This is a genomic window from Neobacillus novalis NBRC 102450, from assembly GCF_001591805.1.
In the GTDB taxonomy this organism is placed as follows: domain Bacteria; phylum Bacillota; class Bacilli; order Bacillales; family Cytobacillaceae; genus Neobacillus; species Neobacillus novalis.
Map to the genome: position 1 here is coordinate 72148 of NZ_BCVP01000021.1, position 22703 is coordinate 94850.

Below are 22703 nucleotides of genomic sequence, written 5' to 3' on the forward strand. Positions count from 1 at the left end.
GCATCGTCCAAAAACTTGGAGGGTGCCTGACACTTTTTGCATTTAATGTTTCATTTAAAACAAAAAGTTGCGTGTAGGCAAAAAATATTTACAAGTACAAGAAACCATGATACTATACTTGCATATATATAAATGAGCAAACTTCATTGCTCAAAAAGTTGCACTAAGGAAACTGATTTAGGTTAATGCAATTTTTAAGGGGGGATGATTAATGAGTACTCAAACACAAACAAAACCTGTGTCGGAAGAGCAGGGGTGGTTAAAACAAAGCTCTAATACAAGTTTAGAAGAAGTTAATAACACAGTGAGTGTTCCAAATAAAGGCGGATTTTGGCGTAAGCTATTGGCGTTTGCCGGGCCAGGGTCCTTAGTAGCGGTTGGCTACGTTGACCCAGGAAACTGGGCGACTTCGATTGCAGGTGGTGCCCGTTTTGGTTACACGCTATTGATTGTCATTCTCCTTTCTAATTTAGTTGCCATGCTCTTGCAGGCGTTGTCAGCAAAACTTGGTATTGTAACAGGAAGGGACTTGGCACAGGCAACAAGAGATGCAACGGGAAGGAAAACGGGCTTTTTCCTTTGGATACTAACGGAACTTGCGATAATCGCAACCGACTTAGCAGAGGTCATCGGTTCAGCAATTGCCTTAAATTTATTGTTCGGTATTCCTTTATTATTAGGGATTGCGATCACTACCTTGGATGTATTGCTCCTGCTGTACTTACAAAAGAAAAGCTTTCGCATAATTGAATCGATTGTCATCGTGTTAATGGTAACTATTTTTGTGGTATTTGCCTTTGAGGTGATTGCCTCTAAACCAGAAATTTCGGCATTATTTGGGGGATTTGTTCCGAAAATGGAAATTGTCACAAATCCCAGCATGCTCTTTATCTCTCTTGGGATTTTAGGAGCAACGGTCATGCCGCATAATTTATATTTGCATTCTTCCATTGTTCAATCAAGACAATACAAAAGAACAATTGAAGGAAAACGAGAGGCAATTAAATTTTCATTAATTGATTCCACATTTTCTTTAACAGGTGCTTTTTTCATCAATTCAGCTATCTTAATTCTTGGAGCAGCAGCTTTTTATGGAACAAATTTAGATGTATCAGAAATTGAAGCAGCCTATGCATTATTAAGTCCAACATTAGGTGTAGGGATAGCGAGTACGTTATTTGCGGTTGCCTTACTTGCTTCTGGGCAAAATGCGACGATTACTGGAACGATAAGTGGTCAAATCGTCATGGAAGGATTTATTCATTTACGTATATCACCATGGCTTCGCCGCTTGATTACCCGGTTATTAGCAGTCGTTCCTGCCTTCATTGTGACATGGGTGGCAGGATCTAAAGGAACTGGTGAACTACTGTTGTGGAGTCAAGTGGTTTTAAGCTTGGCGCTCCCATTTGCCGTTGTCCCTTTAGTCTTATTTACAAGTGATAAAAAGAAAATGGGTGAATTCGCCAATAAATTACCAGTAAAAATATTAGCATGGATATGTACCGTGGTGATTGTGGCATTGAATATATTTTTAATTGGTTATATTGTCGTTACGGGTCAAGAAATAGGATAGAAACGAAAAAAAGACCGCTTAGGGTCTTTTTTTCTTTGTCTTTATTAGGAATGAAAGAGTCGAAGCTCCAACTTCCTGAACGGGTTAACCGCGTCTTCCGCCTCTGCCGCCTCTTTTTGTTTCCGTGTTGCGTTTGAGGCTAGATAAATTCTCTTCACTTGACTTTAAAAATTTAGCCATCTTATCCTCGAAATTTTCCTTCGGTTTGAAACTTCCTTTTGAACGGAAGTCTTTTGAACGGCTATCAGCTCTTCCTTGCCGCGGTGGGCGTTGTGAATAAGATGAGGGTTGTCCCTCAGGTCGATCTATTGCTTTTTTTATCGATAAGGCAGTTTTTCCGTCCTTCTCACTAATCACCTTTACCTCAATCAGATCGCCAACCTTAAGATGGTCATTAACATCTTTTACGTAGCTATCTGCAACCTCACTGATATGGACAAGACCTGTGGAGCCTCCCGGTAATTCAACGAACGCTCCAAAATTAGTGATTCCTGTTACTTTTCCTTGTACTTTACTGCCGACTTCAACTGACATATTATTATTGTTCCCCCTCAATAAAGTTAACAACTTTAAATTATATCAAATTTTTTTAAAAAATCAATTCCTCATTTTTACATTAAACTTAATTTGCATTACTATTTAATCTCTGTTATAGTAAGGGAGAATTATTTTTGTTTGTCGGTAGGATTATTAAGTTATAAACTTTCTGTCTTGAAGAACTAAGCAAGGATAGTAACACAATGTGTGCCAAGCACACGAGGAGGAAACAACAATGGAACAAGGTAAAGTAAAATGGTTTAATGCAGAAAAAGGATTCGGATTCATCGAACGCGAAGCAGGAGACGATGTATTCGTACACTTCTCAGCTATCCAAAGCGAAGGTTTCAAATCTCTAGACGAAGGTCAAGCAGTTACATTTGAAGTAGAACAAGGTCAACGTGGACCCCAAGCTACTAACGTTCGTAAAGCATAATAATAACCAATAGATAAAAAGACTCTCTTGCAGAGTCTTTTTTTGATTTGTCTTCCATGTATAAAAAAAGATGAGCAGGTACCAAAGTACCGCTCATCGGAGCTAACATTCATTCCCATTAATAGATCTTATCCCCGTTAAAGATGGAATTCTTAACGACGACATAATCGACATTACGGATGGATTCTAATTTGTTTCCTCCCGCATATGAAATAGAGGACTGCAAATCTTGTTCCATTTCAATCAAAGTATCGGTTAAAGAACCCCTGTACTCGACAAACATTTTTTTGCCTTCAACATTTTTCTTTTCACCTTTTTGAAATTCCGAAGCGGAACCAAAGTATTCTTTATAAAGCTTACCATCTTTCTCAACTGTTTCTCCTGGTGACTCTTCATGTCCAGCAAATAAGGATCCAATCATGACCATTGTGGCACCAAATCTGACGGATTTTGCGATATCACCATGGGTCCGAATCCCACCGTCAGCAATAACAGGCTTACTTGCCGCCTTGGCACACCAGCGCAGTGCCGCCAATTGCCAGCCGCCCGTTCCGAAGCCAGTTTTAATCTTGGTGATACATACCTTCCCCGGTCCAATGCCTACTTTTGTTGCATCTGCACCTGCATGTTCTAATTCTCTTACAGCTTCTGGAGTTCCGACATTTCCAGCAATAACAAAGCTTTGCGGTAAATGTTTCTTAATATGCTTAATCATCTCAATCACAGCGTTGGAATGACCATGTGCAATATCAATGGTAATGAATTCAGGCGTGAGCTGTTCTTCTGCTAATTGTTGAATAAATGGATATTCTTCCTCTTTAACGCCAACGCTAATAGAGGCGATTAATCCGCGGGATTTCATATCTTTAATAAAAGCCAGGCGCTTTTCTGGTTCAAAACGATGCATCACATAGAAGTAGCCATTTTCCGCTAAGAAAACCGATATCTTTTCGTCGATGATTGTCTGCATATTTGCAGGCACAACAGGTAATTTAAATTTATGGCCGCCTAAAGTGACAGTTGTATCACACTCGGATCGGCTATTTACTATACATTTTGCTGGAATCAACTGAATATCTTCGTAATCAAATACATTTTCCATTAATCGCACCCCTAAACACGAATATTTAAGTTAATTATAATAAAAACGTTCGTACATTGGTAATGTACATTATTTTCTACAGGATGTCAAAGAGAAAAAAGGGGAGGAGCCAAAATAAAAAAGCCCAATGGGCTTTTTTATTTTTTAAATAGCTTAATTGTATTCTTTCACTATTTCTTTTGTACTTCTTACGGTATCAATCGGGCGAACCATTTTTTCGATTTGATTTCGTTTTGGTTCTAAGAATGGAGGGAGGGATAATTTTTCTCCAAGTGTTTCATACGGTTCATCTCCCATAAATCCGGGGCCGTCTGTCGCAAATTCAAATAAGATTTGCGGGGCAACTCTTACATATAATGATCCGAAGAAGAAACGGTCAATAAATCCAGAGGTACCAAATCCGAAGCCTTCAATCCGTTTAATCCATTCTTCCAAAACAGTACGGTCTTCAACACGGAAGGCTGCATGGTGAACGGTACCAAAACCTTGTTGGGAAGGAGGAAGAACCGTATTATATTCGACAACCACTTGGGCTCCATTACCGCCTTCACCCACTTCAAATAAATGAAAAGAACCTTCTTTTCCAATTTCTTTAAATAATAGAACTTTTTCCATCATTTCTTTAAAGTAATCAAAGTTTGCCACGCGAACAAAGATGGGTCCTAATCCAGTTATTGCAAATTCTATTGGAATCGGTCCATTTTGCCATGGCGTACCGCTCACAACCCCTTGATTGTTTTCATCTGAAATCAATTGGTATTGCTGGTCATCAAAATCGACAAAAGACAGCGTCTTTTTACCAAAAAGTTCTTTGATGCCTGTATGCTTAATTTCTAAACGGTCAAAGCGTTTTAGCCAATATTCGATGGCAGCATCACTTGGAACACGGAAAGAAGTTTTTGAAATCTCGTTGGTCCCATGGATTCCTTTTGGAATGCCAGGGAAATCAAAGAAAGTCATATCGGTGCCAGGGCTCCCAGCATCATCGGCAAAAAATAAATGATAGGTCTGAATGTCATCTTGATTGACCGTTTTCTTTACTAAACGCATCCCTAAAACATACGTGAAAAATTGATAATTCTTTTCTGCGCTGCTGGTAATCGCTGTAACATGGTGAATTCCTTTTAATCCGTTCATTTTATCTCCTCCAATAATTCTCAATTTGTGTGTATCAATATGTTTCCATTTAAGCTGTTTTCCTACTCAGGAAAAAAGGCATCCATAGAGGACTCAAACAGTTACATAATGAAAAATGGCATGGTAACTGTCTTTAATTAAAATATCTCAAATTCAAGATAAATAATATCACGCTTTATTTTTGCTGTCAATGGATAGGTTAGGGACAAGGTGCGCGTCCCTATTCTTCGAGGATGGTTTGTATGTAAAAAGAAGGTATTGCAGCCCCAATAATTTCTTTTGTTTCAACAGCAGGATCCTGTATTGTGGCGAAGATTACACCAATTACTTCTCCATGTTGATTTATAACTGGACTTCCACTATTTCCTTTATAGATGGGCGCATTTATCATCATAACCGGAGCTTCGATGTCTTTTAACATGACTTTACCGACAATCGTGCCTTCATTTGCTATTTGGGTAAAGGCTAACGGGTTCCCAATAAAGGTAATTTTCTCGCCTACCCGCTGCTCCCACTCTTTTTCAACAGCAAGCGGCAGAACTGGCAGGTTATTGGCCTCTATATCAACAATAGCAAGATCAAGTTCCGGATGCTTCGTGATGACCTTTCCCACATAGGATTCTCCTGTATTTAAATGGACATTCACCCTATTTGTGTTTTCGACAACGTGTGCATTTGTTACGATTAATCCTTCGGAAGCGACATTAAAGCCTGTTCCTTTTACTCCATTCCATTCAATGGTCACGACAGATTTCTTGTATTCGCTCACTTCCGGTTTTTTTGAAAGTCTGTTTGACACCTCAATAAAACGGAAAGCGGGGAGATTGAAGACATCAAACCACATCCCTAATCCGCTTATTAACAGGGCAATCACGAGCAGTGAACTAACTATTTTACCGATAACTATTTTCCGCTTTTTTCTTTGTGCTTTTTCTTTTTCCCATTTCTGGGGCTCTTCTCCTGCAAAAAAATCTTCCCAATCCATTTCTTCATCCGTCTGTTCTTGTTTATACTCTTTATTTTCCTTCTCCATTGATTACTCCTCTTTAGATGGTTGTATATTCCTATTATAACAATTTTTACAGATGGATTTAAAGAAAGTGATTTGAACTGATTTTTGTTCAGTAAGCATTTAAGTTTGTTTCCTGTATTTCAATTGGTACTATAGTAGTAATCTTTTTTAATGAAAGGACAAATTCACATGGCAAACATTCATATACCTGTCTCTGTCTTAAATCTCGCCCCGGTCCGAGAGGGACAGCCTTCTAGGCAAGCCATTGAGGCAATGGTGGATCTTGCGCAAGCAGCAGAAAAAATGGGGTATCAACGTTATTGGATTGCGGAACATCATAATTCTCCGACGCTCGTCAGTTCAGCAACGTCCATCTTAATTAAACATACATTAGAGCATACCAATCACATCCGTGTTGGATCGGGCGGGATTATGCTTCCTAACCATTCCCCGTTAGTGGTAGCTGAACAATTCGGAACGATGGCGACCATTTATCCTAATCGTGTCGATCTGGGTCTAGGCCGCGCTCCTGGTACCGATATGATGACTGCAAATGCCCTAAGACGCTCGAAAAATGATTCTGTTTATACATTTCCAGATGATGTTAAGGCATTGCTTACCTATTTTGGCCCGGAAGAACAGCAAGATTTTGTGCGAGCCTATCCTGGTGTTGGCACGAATATCCCGGTCTATATCCTTGGCTCTTCCACGGATTCCGCTTATTTGGCAGCAAGAATGGGTCTTCCGTATGTATTCGCCTCCCATTTTGCACCGAGATTCATGGAAGAAGCGATTTCGATTTATCGTGACCGTTTCCAACCGTCAGAGTATTTGGACAAACCGTATATGATTGTCTGTTTAAATGTCATTGCAGCAGAGACCGATGAAGAGGCGAAGTTTTTATCGACAACGATGCAGCAATTTATCCTGAATGTGGTTCGTAGTTCGCGAAATCCGTTACAGCCTCCCGTTGAAAACATGGAAGAGCTTTGGAATCCAATGGAAAAAGAAATGGCCGCATCGATGTCTAGTGTGACGTTATTGGGAAGCAAAGAGACAGTCAGACAACAGTTGATCCGTTTTCAAGAAAAATATAACGTAGATGAAGTCATGGCTGTGTCCTATATTTACGATCCAAATAAACAAAAACGTTCGTATGAAATATTGAAAGAAGTGGTAGATGGGGAATGATGAAATAGAAAAATACCACTGATGAAGGGGAAAAAGGTGTCAGGCACCATCCAAAAAATTGGATGGTGCCTTTATTCTTGTTATCGCTGATTTGAAAACTCACTTCTCATTGTGAATCTATTGACCGAACCTATTATAATAATATAACTTTATTCTAAAAGCTAATGATTTGCTCGATAATTTTTTATTGGAAAAGTGATTATGAACATTCAGTGACACATTCCATTTGCAGGTGTTCTTTCTGATGATTTGGTATTAAGATATAGTCAAAGTGTGATTTATATCACATACTAATCTTTAAAATTAGTTTTCTAGAATAATAGAAAGGGGAATTACTACAAAATGAAATGGGCTTTATTGACACTTCTTTTTACTATAGCCGCTGTGCTAACAGGTTGTGAACCATTAATGGTTTTGGATCCTAAAGGACCACAAGCTGCCACACAAGCAAAGGACATTATGCTATCAATCGGAATCATGTCGGTTATCGTCCTTGCTGTTTTTTCGATCCTGGTTATTATGTTAATAAAATATCGTGCTTCTAAACAAAGCAAGGATTATGAACCTCCCCACATTGAAGGAAGTACGTTGGTGGAAACGATTTGTGTGGGAATTCCAGTACTAATTGTCATTTTCCTCTCAATTGTGTCTGTTCAAAGTAACTATAAAGTTGAGGCCAAACCGACGGGGTATGGTGATAAAGAACCATTAATAATATACGCATCCTCCTCAAATTGGAAATGGCATTTTAGTTACCCGGAAGAAAACATTGAAACAGTTAATTATTTGTATATACCTACAGACCGGCCAATTGAATTTAAACTTTATTCTTATGGGCCAATCACCAGTTTCTGGATTCCACAGCTTGGCGGACAAAAATACGCGATGTCAGACATGGTCAACACCCTGCACTTAGCAGCAGATGTTCCAGGTGAATTCATGGGACGAAATGCAAACTTTAGCGGGAAGGGTTTCGCTGAAAATACGTTCAATGTAAAGGCTATGTCTGAGACTGAATTTGATAAATGGGTTAAAGAGGTTAAGAAAACCGCAAAACCATTGACAGAAGACAAATTTGCCGAATTACTTAAACCGGGTCACCTGGGGCAGTCCACATATACTGGAACGCATTTAGAATTTTTGCCGCCGCCGGAAGGTGAAAATGGTGGACATAACCATGGATCTAGTCATTCTACGAAAATGGAAAAAGATGGAAATGAAAGTGAAAATAGTTCGGAATCACAACAACATCATCATTAATAGTTTTCAAGTTTATCATAAGTAATCTCTCTCTTGAAAGGAGTCACAATAGTATGGATTTCTTTGATCGCTTTGCTATCCCGAATCCAAGTCCCGCGATATATGCCTCGATGGTCGCCATTGGATTAACAATGATTGCGATACTCGCCGGTTTAACCTATTTTAAAAAATGGGGTTATCTTTGGCGCGAATGGTTAACGACAGTTGACCATAAACGGATTGGAATTATGTATTTATTGTCTGCTTTGTTAATGTTATTCCGCGGCGGAGTAGACGCGATAATGATGCGGGCGCAGCTAGCCGTACCGGAAAACAAACTGCTCGATGCCCAGCATTATAATGAAATTTTCACGACACACGGAATCGTGATGATTATCTTTATGGCGATGCCATTCATTATGGCGTTAATGAACTTTGTGGTGCCATTACAAATCGGGGCGCGTGACGTAGCGTTCCCACGCTTGAATGCCCTAAGTTTCTGGTTATTCTTCATGGGCGCCATGCTTTTTAATATTTCTTTCGTCATCGGCGGTTCACCAGATGCAGGCTGGACCTCGTATTTCCCGCTGGCAGGAACCGAATTTAGTGAATCGGTTGGATCGAATTATTATATGATTGCGATTCAAATTGCCGGTATTGGGTCATTAATGACAGGGATCAATTTCATCACTACTATTTTAAAAATGAGAGCTCCTGGCATGACATTAATGAAAATGCCAATGTTTACATGGGCTTCCTTAGTAACGAACGCGATTATCGTTTTTGCGTTTCCAGTATTAACAGTATTACTAGCGATGGGAACAATGGATCGCCTATTTGGAACCCATTTCTTTACCACGACAAATGGCGGGATGGATATGCTTTGGGCGAACTTCTTCTGGGTATGGGGACATCCAGAGGTATATATCTTAATTTTACCGGCATTTGGGATTTATAGTGAGGTCATTTCAACCTTTGCTCGAAGAAACCTTTATGGGTATAAATCGATGGTCGGCTCCATGGTGATTATTTCACTGCTTTCTTTCTTAGTCTGGACACATCATTTCTTTACCATGGGTCAAGGCGCACTGACAAACAGTATCTTCTCGATTACGACCATGGCGATTGCTGTACCGACAGGTGTGAAACTGTTTAACTGGCTATTTACACTTTGGAAAGGAAAAATTGAGGTAACGACACCAATGCTTTATGCATTGCTGTTTATTCCAACCTTCACCATCGGCGGGGTCACAGGAGTAATGCTTGGGATGTCTGCTGCCGACTATCAGTACCATAACACGATGTTCTTAGTCGCGCACTTCCATATGGTTATTATTCCGGGTGTCGTATTTGCGATGCTGGCTGGTCTTACTTTCTATTGGCCAAAAATGTTCGGATTCATGTTGAATGAAAGAATCGGGAAGTGGGCGGCATGGATTATTTCCATGAGCACACTAATGGCATTCATCCCAATGTTTTTCTCTGGCTTAGATGGGCAGGCGCGCCGGATGTACACCTACTCTGAATCTACTGGATTCGGACCATGGAATATGGTTTCGTTTATTGGTGCAGCCGGACTTGCGGTAGGTTTTGCGTTAATCGTATACAACATCTACTACAGTACTCGCTATGCCTCAAGGAATATCGCCGCAGATCCTTGGGATGCACGTTCTTTAGAATGGGCTACGCATACCCCGGTACCGGCATATAATTTCGCGATTCTACCGCAGGTGAAATCATCTGAAGCTTTATGGGATGCGAAGAAACATGGTCATGAGTTATTCCCAGGTGAATATGAAAAAATTCATATGCCAAATAACAGCGGTGTACCGTTTATCATGAGCTGTATCTTCTTTGGATGGGGATTTTCCTTTGTATTCAGCTTATGGATACCACTTATTTTGACAACCATCGGAATATTCGTATGTATGGGACTTCGTTCTTTTGAAAAAGACCATGGTCATTACATTTCCGTTGATGAAATCGAAGAGACTGAAAATAATTTGCGAGGTGCTTAACAAATGAAAATAGATAACTCGCTGCCGCTTGAATATAGTACGGAAGAAAATAGTAATAAAATTTTAGGCTTTTGGATATTTCTTGGTGCGGAAATTATGCTGTTTGCTACGCTTTTTTCAGCCTATTTCACATTAGTGGACCGCACGGGAAACGGGCCATCAGGGGCAGAGATTTTTGAAATTACTCCCGTCCTAATTGAAACATTTCTACTGTTAACGAGTAGTTTTACGATTGGCCTTGGGATTCATGCGATGCGGCTAGGCAATAAGAAAGCGATGATGGCATTCTTTTCTGTCACACTGCTCCTTGGTCTTGGGTTCTTGGGAGTTGAAATTTATGAGTTCGTCCATTATGTTCATATTGGCGCAGGACTGCAAACAAGTGCCTTTACCGCGATTCTATTAACGACATTAGGAACGCATGGTGCGCACGTAACATTTGGCTTATTCTGGGGATTATTTATCATTCTGCAAGTGAAAAAGCGTGGTTTGAACCCCGAAACCGCCAATAAATCATTTATCTTCTCATTGTACTGGCATTTCTTAGACGTCGTCTGGATCTTTATTTTCAGCTTTGTCTATCTGAAAGGAATGATGTAGTCATGAGAGAGTTATTCCCGATGAAGCAGGTAATGGGGTTTGTCTTTTCCCTGCTCCTTACTATCGTTGCACTTGCTGTTTACTTTTTAGACATGTCGATCACAATTGGAATGACGCTCCTTCTTGTAACAGCCTTCATTCAAGCTGCCGTACAGCTGGTAGTATTTATGCATGCGGGTGAAACGAAGGATAGGGGAGCCATCTATACGAACATCTATTATGGAATCTTTATTGCTTTAGTTACCGTATTCGGTACATTATTATGTATGATTTGGGGTTATCTTTAAATAAAAAAAGGAGCGTCTTTAGCCGAGACGCTCCTATTTGTATTTATTCGGTGTCATTTTCTGACCTTTATCTGTTTTCTTCAGCACTTCCTCTGTTGCTACAAAAAACACACCCATTAGAAAGATGAACACAGCACCCATGATGATCCCAATGGAAATGCCAATTAAATTGCTGTAACCGTTTACAAGGAAACTATAGAAAAAAGTTAAAATTCCAATTGTTAGTAAAATACCGCCGGAAACCTTTACAGTATTCAAGATTTTTAAATTTGATACCATTTTTCTTCAACCTCCTTTTCTATATTATTCACTTTGTTCACAAAATTGTCAAAATTAATTTTCATGAATTATCAGAAAGATGATATATTTAAATGTTTGAGGATGCTTATGCTCATTTTATGTACCTATAAACATGGGGGAATAAGCTAAGAAATTAGTTTGATATTTTCGACAAAATATGCAAGCAATCCCTCCTAAAGTATATTTCCTTTATCCTAAATATCCGTAGATTAGTGGAAAAAAATACATTTTATACAATCCTTAAGTAGGTTATGTGGTTTTTCGCTGCCGAAAAAAGAAGATTGTTGAAATAATATTTTGCAATATAATGAAAATTGGAATATAAAAAGGAGGTTTCTTTATGTCAATTAAAAAAGGATTTTTTGCAAGTGCACTTAGCTTATCGTTATGTGCATCTACGGTTTTTGCTAGTGGTGCAGGTGTTGGATATGCCCAATCAGTTGAAAAGAAATACATAGTGGTTTTTAAAGATGAGGCTAAGCTGCCATCAGGTTATGAGGATTTACTAAAAAAAGCTGGCGGCCAGGTTCAAAACAGGCTGGAAAAACTAGGTGCTGTTGAGGTTTCCTCCAGTAATCCCAATTTTCTAAAGGAAGTTAATAACTCTTCAATCGTGTCCGAAGCTGGAGCAGAGCACAAAATTTATGCCGATGCACCCGCTGTTGAAGCAACGTTCTCCTATGAGGAAGCCATTTCTGTTAAGCCAGATCTATATGAACAGAATCAATGGGATATTAAACAAGTAACCAATAATGGGGAATCATGGACCCTTCCTGGGGGGACTGGCAAGCCAGTTTCGGGGGAAGATATTGTCGTTGCGGTTATTGATACAGGCATTGACTATACCCACCCAGATTTAAAAGCAAATTATGCTTACGGAAAATCCTTTGTTCCGGGCTATTCGGACCCTAAGGACGAAAATGGTCATGGCACACATGTAGCAGGTTCAATTGCAGCAAAAGGAAGAACAATGGGAGTTGGTCCCGATCTTAAAGTTGCTTCTTATCGTGTATTTGGCCCAACCGGAGAAGCTTCTACAGCCAATATCGCGGAGGCATTAATGACTGCTGCCGATGATAATGTCGATGTAGTCAATATGTCATTAGGCGGCTATGATTGGTTCCAGGATCCAGAGTATGCAACTAAAGATGTTGTAGCAGATGTACAAATGTTCAATCGCGCTATTAATTATGCCATCAAAAAAGGCGTTACAGTGGTTGGATCTGCGGGAAATAACGGTGTTGATATTAGCAGCCCTGGAAAACTTTCAGGTGATAATAAAGGTGCTACACACAGAAGCCCAAGCAATCAAAACATGATTAGGGTTTCTGCTGGAGGACAATTGAAGAATTTGGCTTACTACTCAAACTATGGAGTAGGGAAAATTGATGTAATGGCTCCGGGTGGCGATTTAGGACCAAACTATAATCCACAAACTGGTGTAGGTAGAGATAATTCATACCTTTGCTTTGCTACTGTCTCTGGCGGTTACGGTTATAAAGCTGGGACTTCAATGGCGGCTCCAAAAGTAGCTGCACTTGCGGGCGTTATTATTGCCCAACACGGGAAGGATAAACTGAATCCAGCTCAAGTAAAACACATCATTTTGAAATCGGCTGAAGATGTATTCAAACCAGGAAACGATGAAAAATCTGGCAAGGGATTAATTAGCGCAGTTAGTGCATTGAAATAAATAGTAATAAACAAAGCTATCGGCGGTTTCGGTAGCTTTGTTTTTTCCTCTGCATAAGGATTGAATTTTACTATTCAAATGCGTTTTCTTTTGCCCCCCACCCAATTCCCTGTTATCTTAGTAGAAAGAGTAAATACCCCCTGAATCAATACGAGGAGTGAGAGAATGATCCACTTTGAAAACGTAACAAAGCGATATCAAGACGGTAACGCTGCGATTAAGTCCCTTGATCTGAAAATTAATGATGGGGAGTTTTTTGTGATTATTGGTCCTAGCGGCTGCGGAAAAACCACGCTGCTCAAAATGATGAACCGACTAATTGAATTAACGGACGGTACTATTTTTGTAGATGATAAAAAAATAAGTGACTATAACATTCACGAGCTTCGTTGGAACATGGGCTATGTCCTCCAGCAAATCGCGCTGTTTCCCCATATGACGATTGAGGAAAATATTGCGGTAGTCCCAGAATTAAAAAAATGGAACAATGAGAAGATTCGGCAGCGAACCGATGAATTGTTGGAAATGGTGGGAATGACGCCGGAAAAATATCGGGGCCGGAAACCGAAAGAACTTTCTGGCGGCGAGCAGCAGCGAATTGGCGTGATACGTGCACTAGCTTCGGATCCTGGAATTTTGTTAATGGACGAACCATTCAGTGCACTTGACCCGATTAGCAGGGAGAAATTACAGGATGACATCCTTGAACTGCAGCGAAAAATTAATAAAACGATTGTTTTCGTTACCCATGATATGCAGGAAGCGATTAAGCTTGGGGACAGAATTTGCCTTATGAAGGATGGAGAAATCGTTCAGGTTGGGACACCTAAAGAAATTATCGAGAACCCGGTCAATGATTTTGTCCGAGATTTCGTCGGGACGCACTCAGCTGCAGTCAAGGAGAATATCTGCTTAGAAGACATCATCGAGCAACTCTTGACTAGCCATAGCGTGGCACCTTCCACCGTAATAATTCCAGTCACGGCATCATTAAGAGAGGCACTTATGTTGCTAACTGAGTATGAACAATTGTCAGTAGAAAAAGAAGGTCAAATCATCGGTATAATCACAAGGCAAACAGCTTTACAATATCTGGCGGAAGGTTTGCAGGAAGTAGGTCACGGCAATGGATAAATTTGCAGATGTTTTCAAAGAAAGACAATCACAATTGTGGAGTGCCTTGCTCGAGCATATTGAACTTTCCCTGATAGCCTTATTTTTTGCCATCCTTATTGCAATTCCCCTCGGGATTTATTTGACAAAAAAGCAAAAGATTGCCGAAGGGATGATTGGCATTACAGCCATCCTGCAAACAATCCCATCATTAGCCCTATTAGGTCTATTAATTCCTTTGTTTGGCATCGGAAAAGTGCCCGCTATCATTGCCTTAGTGATCTATGCACTGCTTCCCATTCTTAGAAATACATATACCGGTATCAAAGAGGTAGATTCCTCGCTTATCGAAGCAGCAAGAGCGATGGGGATGAACAGAAGACAAAGACTAGTAAAGGTCGAACTTCCCCTTGCCACTCCGGTGATAATGGCGGGGATACGAACGGCTATGGTGTTAATTGTTGGAACAGCAACATTGGCGGCACTGATTGGCGCTGGAGGATTAGGGGACATTATCCTTCTTGGGATTGACAGAAACAATTCAGCACTGATTATTCTTGGTGCCATCCCAGCAGCAGCCCTCGCCATTTTGATTGATATTTGCTTGCGGCAATTTGAACGAATATCTTTCAAAAAGTCCTTGATTACTTTTGTCGTAATCGGAGCGGCAGCGCTCCTGACTATCGCGATTCCATCGATTACAAACCATGACCAGAAACAAATTGTCATCGGCGGAAAACTGGGTTCAGAGCCAGAAATTTTGATCAATATGTATAAACTGTTAATCGAGGAAGATACAAACTTAAAGGTGGAACTTAAGCCTGGCCTCGGCAAAACTTCGTTTGTTTTCAATGCTTTAAAGTCAGGCAGTATTGATGTGTACCCTGAATTTACCGGAACAGCCATTTCGGAATTTTTAAAAGAAACGGCTATAAGTACGGACAGAAGCCAGGTGTATGACCAAGCACGGACTGGCATGTTAAAAAAGTATGATATGGAATTGTTGGAACCAATGAGTTACAACAACACGTATGCATTGGCGGTTCCACAGACTTTGGCTGATAGGGAAGCTTTAAAGACGATTTCTGATTTGCAAATTAGGAGCGGGAACATCAAGGCCGGTTTTACTTTGGAGTTTGCCGATCGTGAGGATGGGTATCGCGGAATTCAAAAACTCTATGGCATCGCATTTGCAAACGTCATTACGATGGAGCCAAAACTTCGTTACAACGCGATTAAATCAGGGGATATTGAGCTAGTGGATGCCTATTCAACAGATAGTGAATTAAGGCAATATAACCTTTTTGTTTTAGAGGATGATAAGAATCTTTTTCCTCCCTACCAAGGTGCGCCATTATTAAGAAAGGAAACCGTGCAAAAATATCCCGAAATCAAAGCTGCTTTAAATAAGCTTTCGGGAAAAATAACGGACGATCAAATGCGCGAGATGAATTATCAAGTAAATGTCAACAGTAAAAGCGCAAAAGAGGTTGCGAAGCAATTTTTACAAGAAGAGGGATTAATTAAATAACTATACTTATTCAAATTAAAGGTTAATTCCTTGCTTTCTACGTTAAATGATTTTAATCTAAGACAGAGAGTAAAAAACACTTCAATGAAGCAGGAGCGATAGAATATGAAACAAGTCACAACAGAGCAAGAATATCGTGAGCAAATTACAAAGGATGAACTGACAGTAGGCATCTTTACCACCACATGGTGTCCGGACTGTAAACGGTTAGCGATATTCATTGATGAAGTTATCGAAGAGAATCAAGACAAACAGTGGATAAAAGTTGACCGTGATGAGTTTCCGGAAATTTCCGAGGAACAAAATGTCATGGGGATTCCTTCATTATTAGTATTTAAAAATGGAGAAAAATTAGCTCATTTACATAGTGCCAACGCTAAAACACAAGACCAAGTCAGAGAATTCTTAAACAATTTTTGATCACAATTAAAAGTATTTCTTCAGATTTTTTGGAGATTATAATGGCGAGGTGATGGGATGTCCACGGCAAAAATTGGCGATATGATTTCGTTTAAACGTGATGGAAAAACCCTCGAAGGTGTCGTTTCTGGCATTAGGGAAAATTCCGTTATAGTCCAATACGGTTATTCAAAAGCGAAAGATGAACCACTTACAACGATTGTTAACCATAAAAATTACAAAATCACCAAAAAATAATTTTGAACAGTGATGGTATCTTTATTACATAATTGTTCAACTTAAAAGGTTACCCAGTCAGGCACTATCCATAAAATTGGATAGTGTCTTTCTTTTCAGCACTAAAATTCGCCGAGTCGTTGATATCTATGTTTAAATGAAAATAATGGTACAATGTAAAAAAATAAGACGGGGGTTATTTCTCATGTACAGCTTTAAGAACGATTATAGCGAAGGCGCACATCCTAGAATCTTGAATGCTTTAGTGGAATCCAACTTCGAGCAGGAGGAGGGCTACGGGGAAGATCGATTTACCCTAAAAGCGGTAGAACTATTAAAGGAAAGAATCGGGCGTACGGATGTTGATATTCACCTATTATCAGGCGGGACCCAAACGAATCTTACCGCTATTTCAGCTTTCTTAAGACCTCATGAAGCGGCGATGGCTGCCAGTACTGGCCATATCCTTGGCCATGAAACAGGTGCAATCGAAGCAACAGGGCATAAAATCCTTTCGATAGAAACCGAAGATGGGAAATTGACTCCTGCCCATTTGCGGACTGTCCTTGATACACATTCAGATGAACACATGGTGAAGCCGAAGCTCGTTTACATATCGAATTCAACAGAAATAGGATCGATTTATCTGAAGAATGAACTGGTGCAATTAAGGGAATTCTGTGACGAAAACCAGCTTATTTTATATATGGATGGTGCGAGATTAGGCTCAGCCCTTTGCTCGTCAGAAAATGACCTTATGCTGAGCGATATCCCACGGCTTGTCGATGCTTTTTATATTGGCGGAACCAAGAATGGAGCACTCATTGGAGAAGCTTTAGTGATTTGTCGTGATTCACTTAAAGAAGATTTTCGTTATCATTTAAAACAAAAGGGTGCGCTGCTTGCAAAAGGGAGACTGTTGGGGATTCAATTTCTTGAACTTTTCCGCGACAATCTGTTCTTTGACTTGGCTGCACATGCCAACAGGATGGCAGAAATGCTTAGGACTGAATTAGGCAAAGCAAAAATACCATTTCTGACCGAGTCACCATCAAATCAAATCTTTCCAATCCTGCCGAATGCACTGATTACCGAACTTCAAGGCAAGTATTCCTTTCATGTTTGGGAACAAGTTGATGCCGACCACTCGGCGATTCGCCTTGTAACCTCTTGGGCAACAAAAGAGGACAAGGTAGCAGCTTTTATTGAGGATTTGAAAAAGCTAATATGATATTGATCATATTATTGATTTCATAGGGGGAAGCAAGATGAACAAGAAACCAATTATTGGCATAAGCGGTGCGTATATTAACCATAACAAAAATAGCGAAGGGGTATATGTGCACCATGATTATCATCGAAGCGTTGCCGCTAATGGCGGTATACCGATTATACTTCCTTTTATTAACCCTGATATGTCTTTGGAAACACTGCCAATGTGCGATGGAATTATCCTCAGTGGCGGAGAGGACGTCGATCCGGAATTTTTCAAGCAGGATCCACATCCCCATTTAGGTCAAGTCATTTTAGAGCGAGATTTGGTAGAGTTAGCCATTGTGGAATACGCTATAAAGAACAATATTCCACTGTTTGCGATTTGCAGAGGTATTCAAATTTTGAATGTAGCCCTTGGTGGAACATTAATTCAGGACATCCCGAGTCAAGTCAAAGACTCCATCCAACACACACAGAAAATCGATAGATACAGGGATTCCCATTGGGTAAACATCTCCAAAGATAGCCAACTTTTGAAAATAATAGGTTCTGAACGAATAAGAGTGAATAGTCTTCATCATCAAGCAATCGATACTGTAGCATCCGATTTACGAATCGTTGCAAAGTCATCCGACGGAATCATTGAAGCTGTTGAGTATATCAAACCGGCCACATTTATGATTGGAGTTCAGTGGCATCCTGAATCCATGGCAAGTACAAGCCAGGCCATGAATAATTTGTTTGCAGAATTTATTAAAAGCAGCACAAAGGGATCTGATTCGTAAAATTAATTGTGCCTGTGCTATCAAAAGAAAGCGATTTATTGTTTTTGCAAAATGGTTTAAAATATGATTGGGAGTGATAGAATGCATGATTTTATTTTTCAAAACAGTACGAAGATAATATTTGGCAAGGAAAAAGAGAAATTAGTTGGGCAAGAAGCCGTTGTTTACGGAAAAAAGCTTCTTCTGCATTATGGCAGTGGCCGCATTAAACAAAATGGCTTATATGACACGGTTGTGAAGTCATTGCAGGACCAGGGGATTGAAATAATTGAGTTAGCCGGAGTTCAGCCCAATCCCCGAGTAAGCCTAGTTCGAGAAGGTGTTGCCCTTTGTAAGGAGCATGATATCAACTTTATTCTCGCTATAGGCGGCGGGAGTGTGATTGATTCTGCCAAGGCTATTGCAGCCGGAACAAAGTATGACGGGGATGTATGGGATTTCTTTACCGGGAAAGCTGCTGTTACAGAGTGTTTGCCAATTGGTGTTGTGCTAACGATCCCTGCGGCCGGCAGTGAATCGAGTTCAGGTACTGTTATTACGAACGAGGACGGCTGGTATAAGAAATCTTCAGGACATAATACAATGAGGCCTCAGTTCGCGATCCTAAATCCGGAACTTTCATACACCTTGCCTGCCTATCAAACTGCATGTGGGATTACCGATATGATGGCACATATTTTAGAAAGATACTTTACAAATGAAAAGAATGTGGATCTAACTGACCGTTTATGTGAAGCTGCTTTAAGAGCGATCATCCATAATGCCCATACGGTTTTAGACGAGCCAACCAATTATGATGCAAGAGCTGAGATTATGTGGTCTGGGACAATTGCACATAATGATTTGTTAGGGACTGGAAGAATTGGTGATTGGGGAAGCCACGATATCGAGCATGAAATAAGCGGTATTTATGATATTGCACATGGGGCTGGTTTAGCCATTATTTTTCCGGCGTGGATGAAGTACGTTTATAAACATGACGTCAATCGTTTCGTACAATTTGCTAACAGAGTATGGAATATCGAAATTGATATGAACAATTTGGAAAAAACTGCTTTAGCCGGTATTAAGAAAACAGAACAATTCTTTACGTCCATTGGCATGCCAATTACCCTTAAAGAGGCTGAAATTGGTGAAGAACACCTTGAGGAAATGGCTAAAAAGGCAACAGAAAACGGCCCGCTAGGCAACTTTATCAAGTTATATGAGGCTGATGTTTATCAAATTTATCAATTAGCTAAATAATGCGCAAAAAGCCTCGTGTACATGAATTTGAATGTAGCGAGGTTTTTTGTTAATCAATCGCTTGATAAAAAATATTTATAATATTTTGATGATTAGTAGTATAGTATAGTTAAACTAGTAACTTAAAATATTTAGAAGTGAGGGAATGAAATGCGTAAGGATTTTTACTTAAATAATCGTAATCGTTTATATGAGAAGCTTGAAGATAGTTCAATACTTGTCTTGTTTGCCGGAAAGGCTCCGCAAAAATCGGCAGATGAGGCTTACGGATTCGTGCCAAATCGAAATTTTTATTACATAACCGGAATTGACGAACCAAATCTTATCTTTTTAGCCCTTAAAACAAATAATAAAGTAGAAGAATATCTTTTTATCGAAAAATCAGACCCTGTATTAGAAAAATGGATTGGTAAATCGATCTCAAAGGAAGAGGCTTTAGAAGTTTCGGGAATCGGGAATATCCAATATATTGAACAATTTGAATCCTTGTTGTCACGCATTCTTTTTACAAACTCGCTTTCGAATATCTATTTAGATCTGGAGAGAAGAGAACTAGATCAGACCACGACGAAAGCACAACAATTTGCAAGTAAAATCCAGGCGAATTATCCATACCTGCAAATGAAAAATGTTTATCCGGAAATTTGTGAACTGCGCGTTTATAAAACACCTGAAGAAATCGAAAAGATCAGAAGGGCAATTGATATTACCTATAAAGGTATAAAAAACCTTATGAGTCATGCGAAAGCAGCAACGAAAGAATATCAACTTGAGGCTTATTTTGATTTTACACTTAAGTCAGAAGGTGTAAAACACTATGCTTTCCCAACAATTGCCGCAAGCGGTAAAAATGGAACGATTCTTCATTATGACAAAAATGATGCGACAATTGAGGAAGAGAGTCTTGTCCTGCTTGATTTAGGTGCCCAATACCACTATTACAATGCGGATATAAGCTATACCTTTCCAGCAAATGGTACCTTTACTGAAAAACAAAAAACATTCTACAATATTGTTTTAAAAGCACTAAGAGAAACGACAGCACTGATTAAACCGGGTGTCCCATTTGCAAAACTAAATGAGCAAACAAAAAAAGTTTTAGCCGAAGAGTGCATCAAAGTTGGATTGATTAAGGAAGAAAGTGAAATCGGAAATTATTACTATCATGGTGTCAGCCACTTTCTTGGTCTAGATACCCACGATGTTGGCAATTATAAGGATTTAATCTTACAACCTGGAATGGTGTTAACGGTTGAGCCAGGTTTATATATTGAGGAAGAAGGAATCGGAATCCGAATTGAAGATGATGTATTAGTCACCGAAGACGGCCACGATGTTCTTTCCAAGGATATTATCCGTTCTGTTGAGGAAATTGAAGCATTTATGAACCAACAATAAGAATTTAGCCAATCTTTCTATCCTTAAACAGTAAGAGTTCCATAATATTAATAAGGGGAGTCTCTATTCAGAGAGGAGATTCCCTTTATTCATTTAAAGGAGCGGTGCCCAAATGAACCTGAGAATTAAATGGAATAATAAATACAAAGAACGAATAAATCAACGGGAAGAACCTGTACCGAATGTCAGATTAAAGAACCTTTCTTCTTATTTGACGGGTGGGCCAGCTCTTGATCTTGCTTGTGGTCTTGGTGGAAACAGCCTATTTCTGGCACGATTAAACTTTCAAGTGCAGGCAATCGATATATCTGACGTGGCTATCAACTATCTCCAGGAATTAGCAGCAAAGAAAAAGCTTGCCATTTACGCTCAGCTTTCTGATCTTACGGAAATTACCAGCCTTAATTTACCAAAGAATTCTTTTAATTTGGTTGTCATCACGAATTACCTGGATCGGTCACTATTTCCATTAGTTAAGTCGATTATTAAAGAGGATGGGTATTTCTTCATGGAAACCTTTTATATGTCACCAAAGCACGAAAATCAAGGGGTATCCAATCAATATAAACTACAACCAGGAGAGCTGCTGGCCGAATTTGGAGATTGGAAGATTCTTTTTTATGAGGAAAATGAACAGGAGGGGCGGCAAACTATATTTTGCCAGAAATGTTAGTGTTACTAAAAAAGTGTTAGGCACCATCCATATCCGACATCGTTTTTCTCTTTCGACATAATTCTAATATATTGAGCAGAAACTTATATTAAATGATATAATATTGACGATGAAATGGAGGTGATATAAATCGAGAAGCAGATTTTTCCCCTACTACAAGAAATGAATAACAAGCTGGATCATTTAGAAGGTACATTGAAAGAGCATAGTGAAATTTTGAAAGAGTATCGCGGTATCTTAGATAGCCATAGTGAAACCTTTAAAGAACACGGTAGAATTTTAAGCGCATTAAGGACAGAACAAGAATTTCTAAAGGCTGAAATAAGTGAAATGAAACTTCAAAACGCTAAAGATTTTGGCGAAATGAAGGAGAAATTAAAAGACCATGAAGACAGTATCGAAATATTAAAAGAAGAGACATGGAATAATAAGAAAAGTATCTTAAGAGTTCAAAAAACGATGGGGCTTTCCTAGTATCTAATTAACTCTGCAAAAGCAAGTGAAAGATGTGGGGAAAACACTAGGAACAGTATCTATGTTAAATGAAGAGAAACTCCTCATATGTATTGCATCCATTACAGCTTCAATTGAAATCTCCATTCAAGCAGCCAGACAAGCGCTGCAGTGAAAATTAGCCACTCCACGTGAGTTACCAATGACCAAAACGCTAATAACATCATTATTGACGATTTAAAAGAGCCCAATCTTTTTCTGGATGGGGCTCTTTTCTATAGTTCAAAGTTTTATATAAAAAAATGAGTATACCTTTTACTCAGAAAGGCGGTCTCATGGCCCGGAAATGGCAAAAAGCTACTCACATGGGTCATGAAAATCGGTTTCATGGCCCGGAAATGGCAAAAAGCTGCTCACCCGGGCCATGAAAGTTGGTTTCATGACCCGAAATTGACAAAATGTTGCTCGCTCGAGCCATGAAAGTCGGTTTCATGGCCAGAAAATGACAATAAGCTGCTCGCTCGGG

Annotated in this window: 23 protein-coding genes; 18 read left to right on the forward strand and 5 right to left on the reverse strand. The window is 39.5% G+C overall.

The genetic code is table 11. The annotated features are described in order from the left end of the window. The first annotated feature begins 211 nt into the window (after positions 1–211). A complete protein-coding gene (locus BANVL01_RS16125) occupies positions 212–1576 on the forward strand; it encodes an Nramp family divalent metal transporter (RefSeq protein WP_066088340.1) in 1365 nt (454 codons plus the stop codon). An 84-nt stretch (positions 1577–1660) separates the two neighbouring features. On the opposite strand, the gene BANVL01_RS16130 is transcribed toward BANVL01_RS16125, so the two are convergent. Beyond that, positions 1661–2110 carry a S1 domain-containing RNA-binding protein gene (locus BANVL01_RS16130; RefSeq protein ID WP_066088337.1) on the reverse strand — a complete coding sequence of 150 codons (450 nt, stop codon included), beginning with the start codon at positions 2108–2110 and terminating at the stop codon, positions 1661–1663. Positions 2111–2348: 238 nt separating this feature from the next. On the opposite strand from BANVL01_RS16130, the gene BANVL01_RS16135 reads away from it, so the two are divergent. Beyond that, positions 2349–2549 (forward strand): cold-shock protein, encoded by a 201-nt coding sequence (locus BANVL01_RS16135; protein ID WP_007083691.1) that lies wholly within the window; start codon positions 2349–2351, stop codon positions 2547–2549. A 118-nt stretch (positions 2550–2667) separates the two neighbouring features. Here BANVL01_RS16135 and guaC read toward each other — a convergent pair whose 3' ends face one another. The 3 genes from guaC to BANVL01_RS16150 all read right to left on the reverse strand — a co-directional run bounded on the left by guaC (position 2668) and on the right by BANVL01_RS16150 (position 5821). Beyond that, a complete protein-coding gene (gene guaC / locus BANVL01_RS16140; RefSeq protein WP_066088334.1) occupies positions 2668–3651 on the reverse strand; it encodes a GMP reductase in 984 nt (327 codons plus the stop codon). Between the two features lie 153 nt (positions 3652–3804). Next, the gene (locus BANVL01_RS16145) at positions 3805–4788 is read right to left on the reverse strand and encodes a ring-cleaving dioxygenase (RefSeq protein ID WP_066088329.1); all 984 of its coding nucleotides are present in this window, start codon (positions 4786–4788) and stop codon (positions 3805–3807) included. Positions 4789–5008: 220 nt separating this feature from the next. Next, positions 5009–5821, reverse strand: a complete 813-nt coding sequence (locus BANVL01_RS16150; protein WP_066088326.1) for a S1C family serine protease — start codon at positions 5819–5821, stop codon at positions 5009–5011. 168 nt (positions 5822–5989) lie between these two features. On the opposite strand from BANVL01_RS16150, the gene BANVL01_RS16155 reads away from it, so the two are divergent. The 5 genes from BANVL01_RS16155 (at position 5990) to qoxD (ending at position 11135) form a co-directional block, all read left to right on the forward strand. Beyond that, positions 5990–6991 carry an LLM class flavin-dependent oxidoreductase gene (locus BANVL01_RS16155; protein WP_066088323.1) on the forward strand — a complete coding sequence of 334 codons (1002 nt, stop codon included), beginning with the start codon at positions 5990–5992 and terminating at the stop codon, positions 6989–6991. A gap of 342 nt (positions 6992–7333) precedes the next feature. Beyond that, positions 7334–8251, forward strand: a complete 918-nt coding sequence (gene qoxA / locus BANVL01_RS16160; RefSeq protein ID WP_066088320.1) for a cytochrome aa3 quinol oxidase subunit II — start codon at positions 7334–7336, stop codon at positions 8249–8251. A 53-nt stretch (positions 8252–8304) separates the two neighbouring features. Further along, positions 8305–10248: a cytochrome aa3 quinol oxidase subunit I gene (gene qoxB / locus BANVL01_RS16165; protein WP_066088317.1), complete on the forward strand. Its 1944-nt coding sequence runs from the start codon at positions 8305–8307 to the stop codon at positions 10246–10248. Between the two features lie 3 nt (positions 10249–10251). Continuing rightward, on the forward strand, positions 10252–10848 hold the full coding sequence (qoxC, locus tag BANVL01_RS16170) for a cytochrome aa3 quinol oxidase subunit III (RefSeq protein WP_066088314.1): 597 nt from the start codon (positions 10252–10254) through the stop codon (positions 10846–10848). Positions 10849–10850: 2 nt separating this feature from the next. Beyond that, positions 10851–11135, forward strand: a complete 285-nt coding sequence (qoxD, locus tag BANVL01_RS16175) for a cytochrome aa3 quinol oxidase subunit IV (protein ID WP_066088311.1) — start codon at positions 10851–10853, stop codon at positions 11133–11135. A gap of 33 nt (positions 11136–11168) precedes the next feature. On the opposite strand, the gene BANVL01_RS16180 is transcribed toward qoxD, so the two are convergent. Further along, positions 11169–11414 carry a hypothetical protein gene (locus BANVL01_RS16180; protein WP_066088308.1) on the reverse strand — a complete coding sequence of 82 codons (246 nt, stop codon included), beginning with the start codon at positions 11412–11414 and terminating at the stop codon, positions 11169–11171. Positions 11415–11775: 361 nt separating this feature from the next. Between BANVL01_RS16180 and BANVL01_RS16185 the strand changes: the two genes are divergently transcribed. The 11 genes from BANVL01_RS16185 to BANVL01_RS16235 all read left to right on the forward strand — a co-directional run bounded on the left by BANVL01_RS16185 (position 11776) and on the right by BANVL01_RS16235 (position 22198). Then, positions 11776–13128 carry a S8 family peptidase gene (locus BANVL01_RS16185; RefSeq protein ID WP_066088303.1) on the forward strand — a complete coding sequence of 451 codons (1353 nt, stop codon included), beginning with the start codon at positions 11776–11778 and terminating at the stop codon, positions 13126–13128. A 165-nt stretch (positions 13129–13293) separates the two neighbouring features. Continuing rightward, a complete protein-coding gene (locus BANVL01_RS16190; RefSeq protein WP_066088300.1) occupies positions 13294–14262 on the forward strand; it encodes an ABC transporter ATP-binding protein in 969 nt (322 codons plus the stop codon). After that, the gene (opuFB, locus tag BANVL01_RS16195) at positions 14255–15772 is read left to right on the forward strand and encodes an osmoprotectant update ABC transporter permease/substrate-binding subunit OpuFB (protein ID WP_066088297.1); all 1518 of its coding nucleotides are present in this window, start codon (positions 14255–14257) and stop codon (positions 15770–15772) included. The genes BANVL01_RS16190 and opuFB overlap by 8 nt, the downstream gene beginning before the upstream one ends. Positions 15773–15877: 105 nt before the next feature. Further along, positions 15878–16192 carry a thioredoxin family protein gene (locus BANVL01_RS16200; RefSeq protein ID WP_066088293.1) on the forward strand — a complete coding sequence of 105 codons (315 nt, stop codon included), beginning with the start codon at positions 15878–15880 and terminating at the stop codon, positions 16190–16192. A 57-nt stretch (positions 16193–16249) separates the two neighbouring features. Beyond that, positions 16250–16429 carry a DUF2187 family protein gene (locus tag BANVL01_RS16205; RefSeq protein WP_066088291.1) on the forward strand — a complete coding sequence of 60 codons (180 nt, stop codon included), beginning with the start codon at positions 16250–16252 and terminating at the stop codon, positions 16427–16429. A 184-nt stretch (positions 16430–16613) separates the two neighbouring features. Next, positions 16614–17639, forward strand: coding sequence for a threonine aldolase family protein (locus BANVL01_RS16210; RefSeq protein ID WP_066088288.1), 1026 nt, complete (start codon positions 16614–16616; stop codon positions 17637–17639). A gap of 37 nt (positions 17640–17676) precedes the next feature. Next, positions 17677–18408, forward strand: a complete 732-nt coding sequence (locus BANVL01_RS16215) for a gamma-glutamyl-gamma-aminobutyrate hydrolase family protein (protein WP_066088286.1) — start codon at positions 17677–17679, stop codon at positions 18406–18408. An 81-nt stretch (positions 18409–18489) separates the two neighbouring features. After that, entirely contained in the window at positions 18490–19653 is a 1164-nt protein-coding gene (locus BANVL01_RS16220; RefSeq protein ID WP_066088282.1) for an iron-containing alcohol dehydrogenase, read from the forward strand. Positions 19654–19803: 150 nt separating this feature from the next. Next, positions 19804–21051, forward strand: a complete 1248-nt coding sequence (locus BANVL01_RS16225; protein ID WP_066088277.1) for an aminopeptidase P family protein — start codon at positions 19804–19806, stop codon at positions 21049–21051. A gap of 112 nt (positions 21052–21163) precedes the next feature. After that, complete coding sequence (locus BANVL01_RS16230; protein ID WP_066088274.1) at positions 21164–21724, forward strand: class I SAM-dependent methyltransferase; 561 nt, start codon at positions 21164–21166, stop codon at positions 21722–21724. Between the two features lie 162 nt (positions 21725–21886). Beyond that, positions 21887–22198, forward strand: a complete 312-nt coding sequence (locus BANVL01_RS16235; RefSeq protein WP_235845609.1) for a hypothetical protein — start codon at positions 21887–21889, stop codon at positions 22196–22198. Positions 22199–22703: the final 505 nt, after the last annotated feature.

Excerpts from the sequence above, each read along its gene's own strand:
- BANVL01_RS16125 (WP_066088340.1), top strand. The coding sequence starts at position 212 with ATGAGTACTCAAACACAAACAAAACCTGTGTCGGAAGAGCAGGGGTGG.
- BANVL01_RS16130 (WP_066088337.1), bottom strand. The coding sequence starts at position 2,110 with ATGTCAGTTGAAGTCGGCAGTAAAGTACAAGGAAAAGTAACAGGAATC.
- BANVL01_RS16135 (WP_007083691.1), top strand. The coding sequence starts at position 2,349 with ATGGAACAAGGTAAAGTAAAATGGTTTAATGCAGAAAAAGGATTCGGA.
- guaC (WP_066088334.1), bottom strand. The coding sequence starts at position 3,651 with ATGGAAAATGTATTTGATTACGAAGATATTCAGTTGATTCCAGCAAAA.
- BANVL01_RS16145 (WP_066088329.1), bottom strand. The coding sequence starts at position 4,788 with ATGAACGGATTAAAAGGAATTCACCATGTTACAGCGATTACCAGCAGC.
- BANVL01_RS16150 (WP_066088326.1), bottom strand. The coding sequence starts at position 5,821 with ATGGAGAAGGAAAATAAAGAGTATAAACAAGAACAGACGGATGAAGAA.
- BANVL01_RS16155 (WP_066088323.1), top strand. The coding sequence starts at position 5,990 with ATGGCAAACATTCATATACCTGTCTCTGTCTTAAATCTCGCCCCGGTC.
- qoxA (WP_066088320.1), top strand. The coding sequence starts at position 7,334 with ATGAAATGGGCTTTATTGACACTTCTTTTTACTATAGCCGCTGTGCTA.
- qoxB (WP_066088317.1), top strand. The coding sequence starts at position 8,305 with ATGGATTTCTTTGATCGCTTTGCTATCCCGAATCCAAGTCCCGCGATA.
- qoxC (WP_066088314.1), top strand. The coding sequence starts at position 10,252 with ATGAAAATAGATAACTCGCTGCCGCTTGAATATAGTACGGAAGAAAAT.
- qoxD (WP_066088311.1), top strand. The coding sequence starts at position 10,851 with ATGAGAGAGTTATTCCCGATGAAGCAGGTAATGGGGTTTGTCTTTTCC.
- BANVL01_RS16180 (WP_066088308.1), bottom strand. The coding sequence starts at position 11,414 with ATGGTATCAAATTTAAAAATCTTGAATACTGTAAAGGTTTCCGGCGGT.
- BANVL01_RS16185 (WP_066088303.1), top strand. The coding sequence starts at position 11,776 with ATGTCAATTAAAAAAGGATTTTTTGCAAGTGCACTTAGCTTATCGTTA.
- BANVL01_RS16190 (WP_066088300.1), top strand. The coding sequence starts at position 13,294 with ATGATCCACTTTGAAAACGTAACAAAGCGATATCAAGACGGTAACGCT.
- opuFB (WP_066088297.1), top strand. The coding sequence starts at position 14,255 with ATGGATAAATTTGCAGATGTTTTCAAAGAAAGACAATCACAATTGTGG.
- BANVL01_RS16200 (WP_066088293.1), top strand. The coding sequence starts at position 15,878 with ATGAAACAAGTCACAACAGAGCAAGAATATCGTGAGCAAATTACAAAG.
- BANVL01_RS16205 (WP_066088291.1), top strand. The coding sequence starts at position 16,250 with ATGTCCACGGCAAAAATTGGCGATATGATTTCGTTTAAACGTGATGGA.
- BANVL01_RS16210 (WP_066088288.1), top strand. The coding sequence starts at position 16,614 with ATGTACAGCTTTAAGAACGATTATAGCGAAGGCGCACATCCTAGAATC.
- BANVL01_RS16215 (WP_066088286.1), top strand. The coding sequence starts at position 17,677 with ATGAACAAGAAACCAATTATTGGCATAAGCGGTGCGTATATTAACCAT.
- BANVL01_RS16220 (WP_066088282.1), top strand. The coding sequence starts at position 18,490 with ATGCATGATTTTATTTTTCAAAACAGTACGAAGATAATATTTGGCAAG.
- BANVL01_RS16225 (WP_066088277.1), top strand. The coding sequence starts at position 19,804 with ATGCGTAAGGATTTTTACTTAAATAATCGTAATCGTTTATATGAGAAG.
- BANVL01_RS16230 (WP_066088274.1), top strand. The coding sequence starts at position 21,164 with ATGAACCTGAGAATTAAATGGAATAATAAATACAAAGAACGAATAAAT.
- BANVL01_RS16235 (WP_235845609.1), top strand. The coding sequence starts at position 21,887 with ATGAATAACAAGCTGGATCATTTAGAAGGTACATTGAAAGAGCATAGT.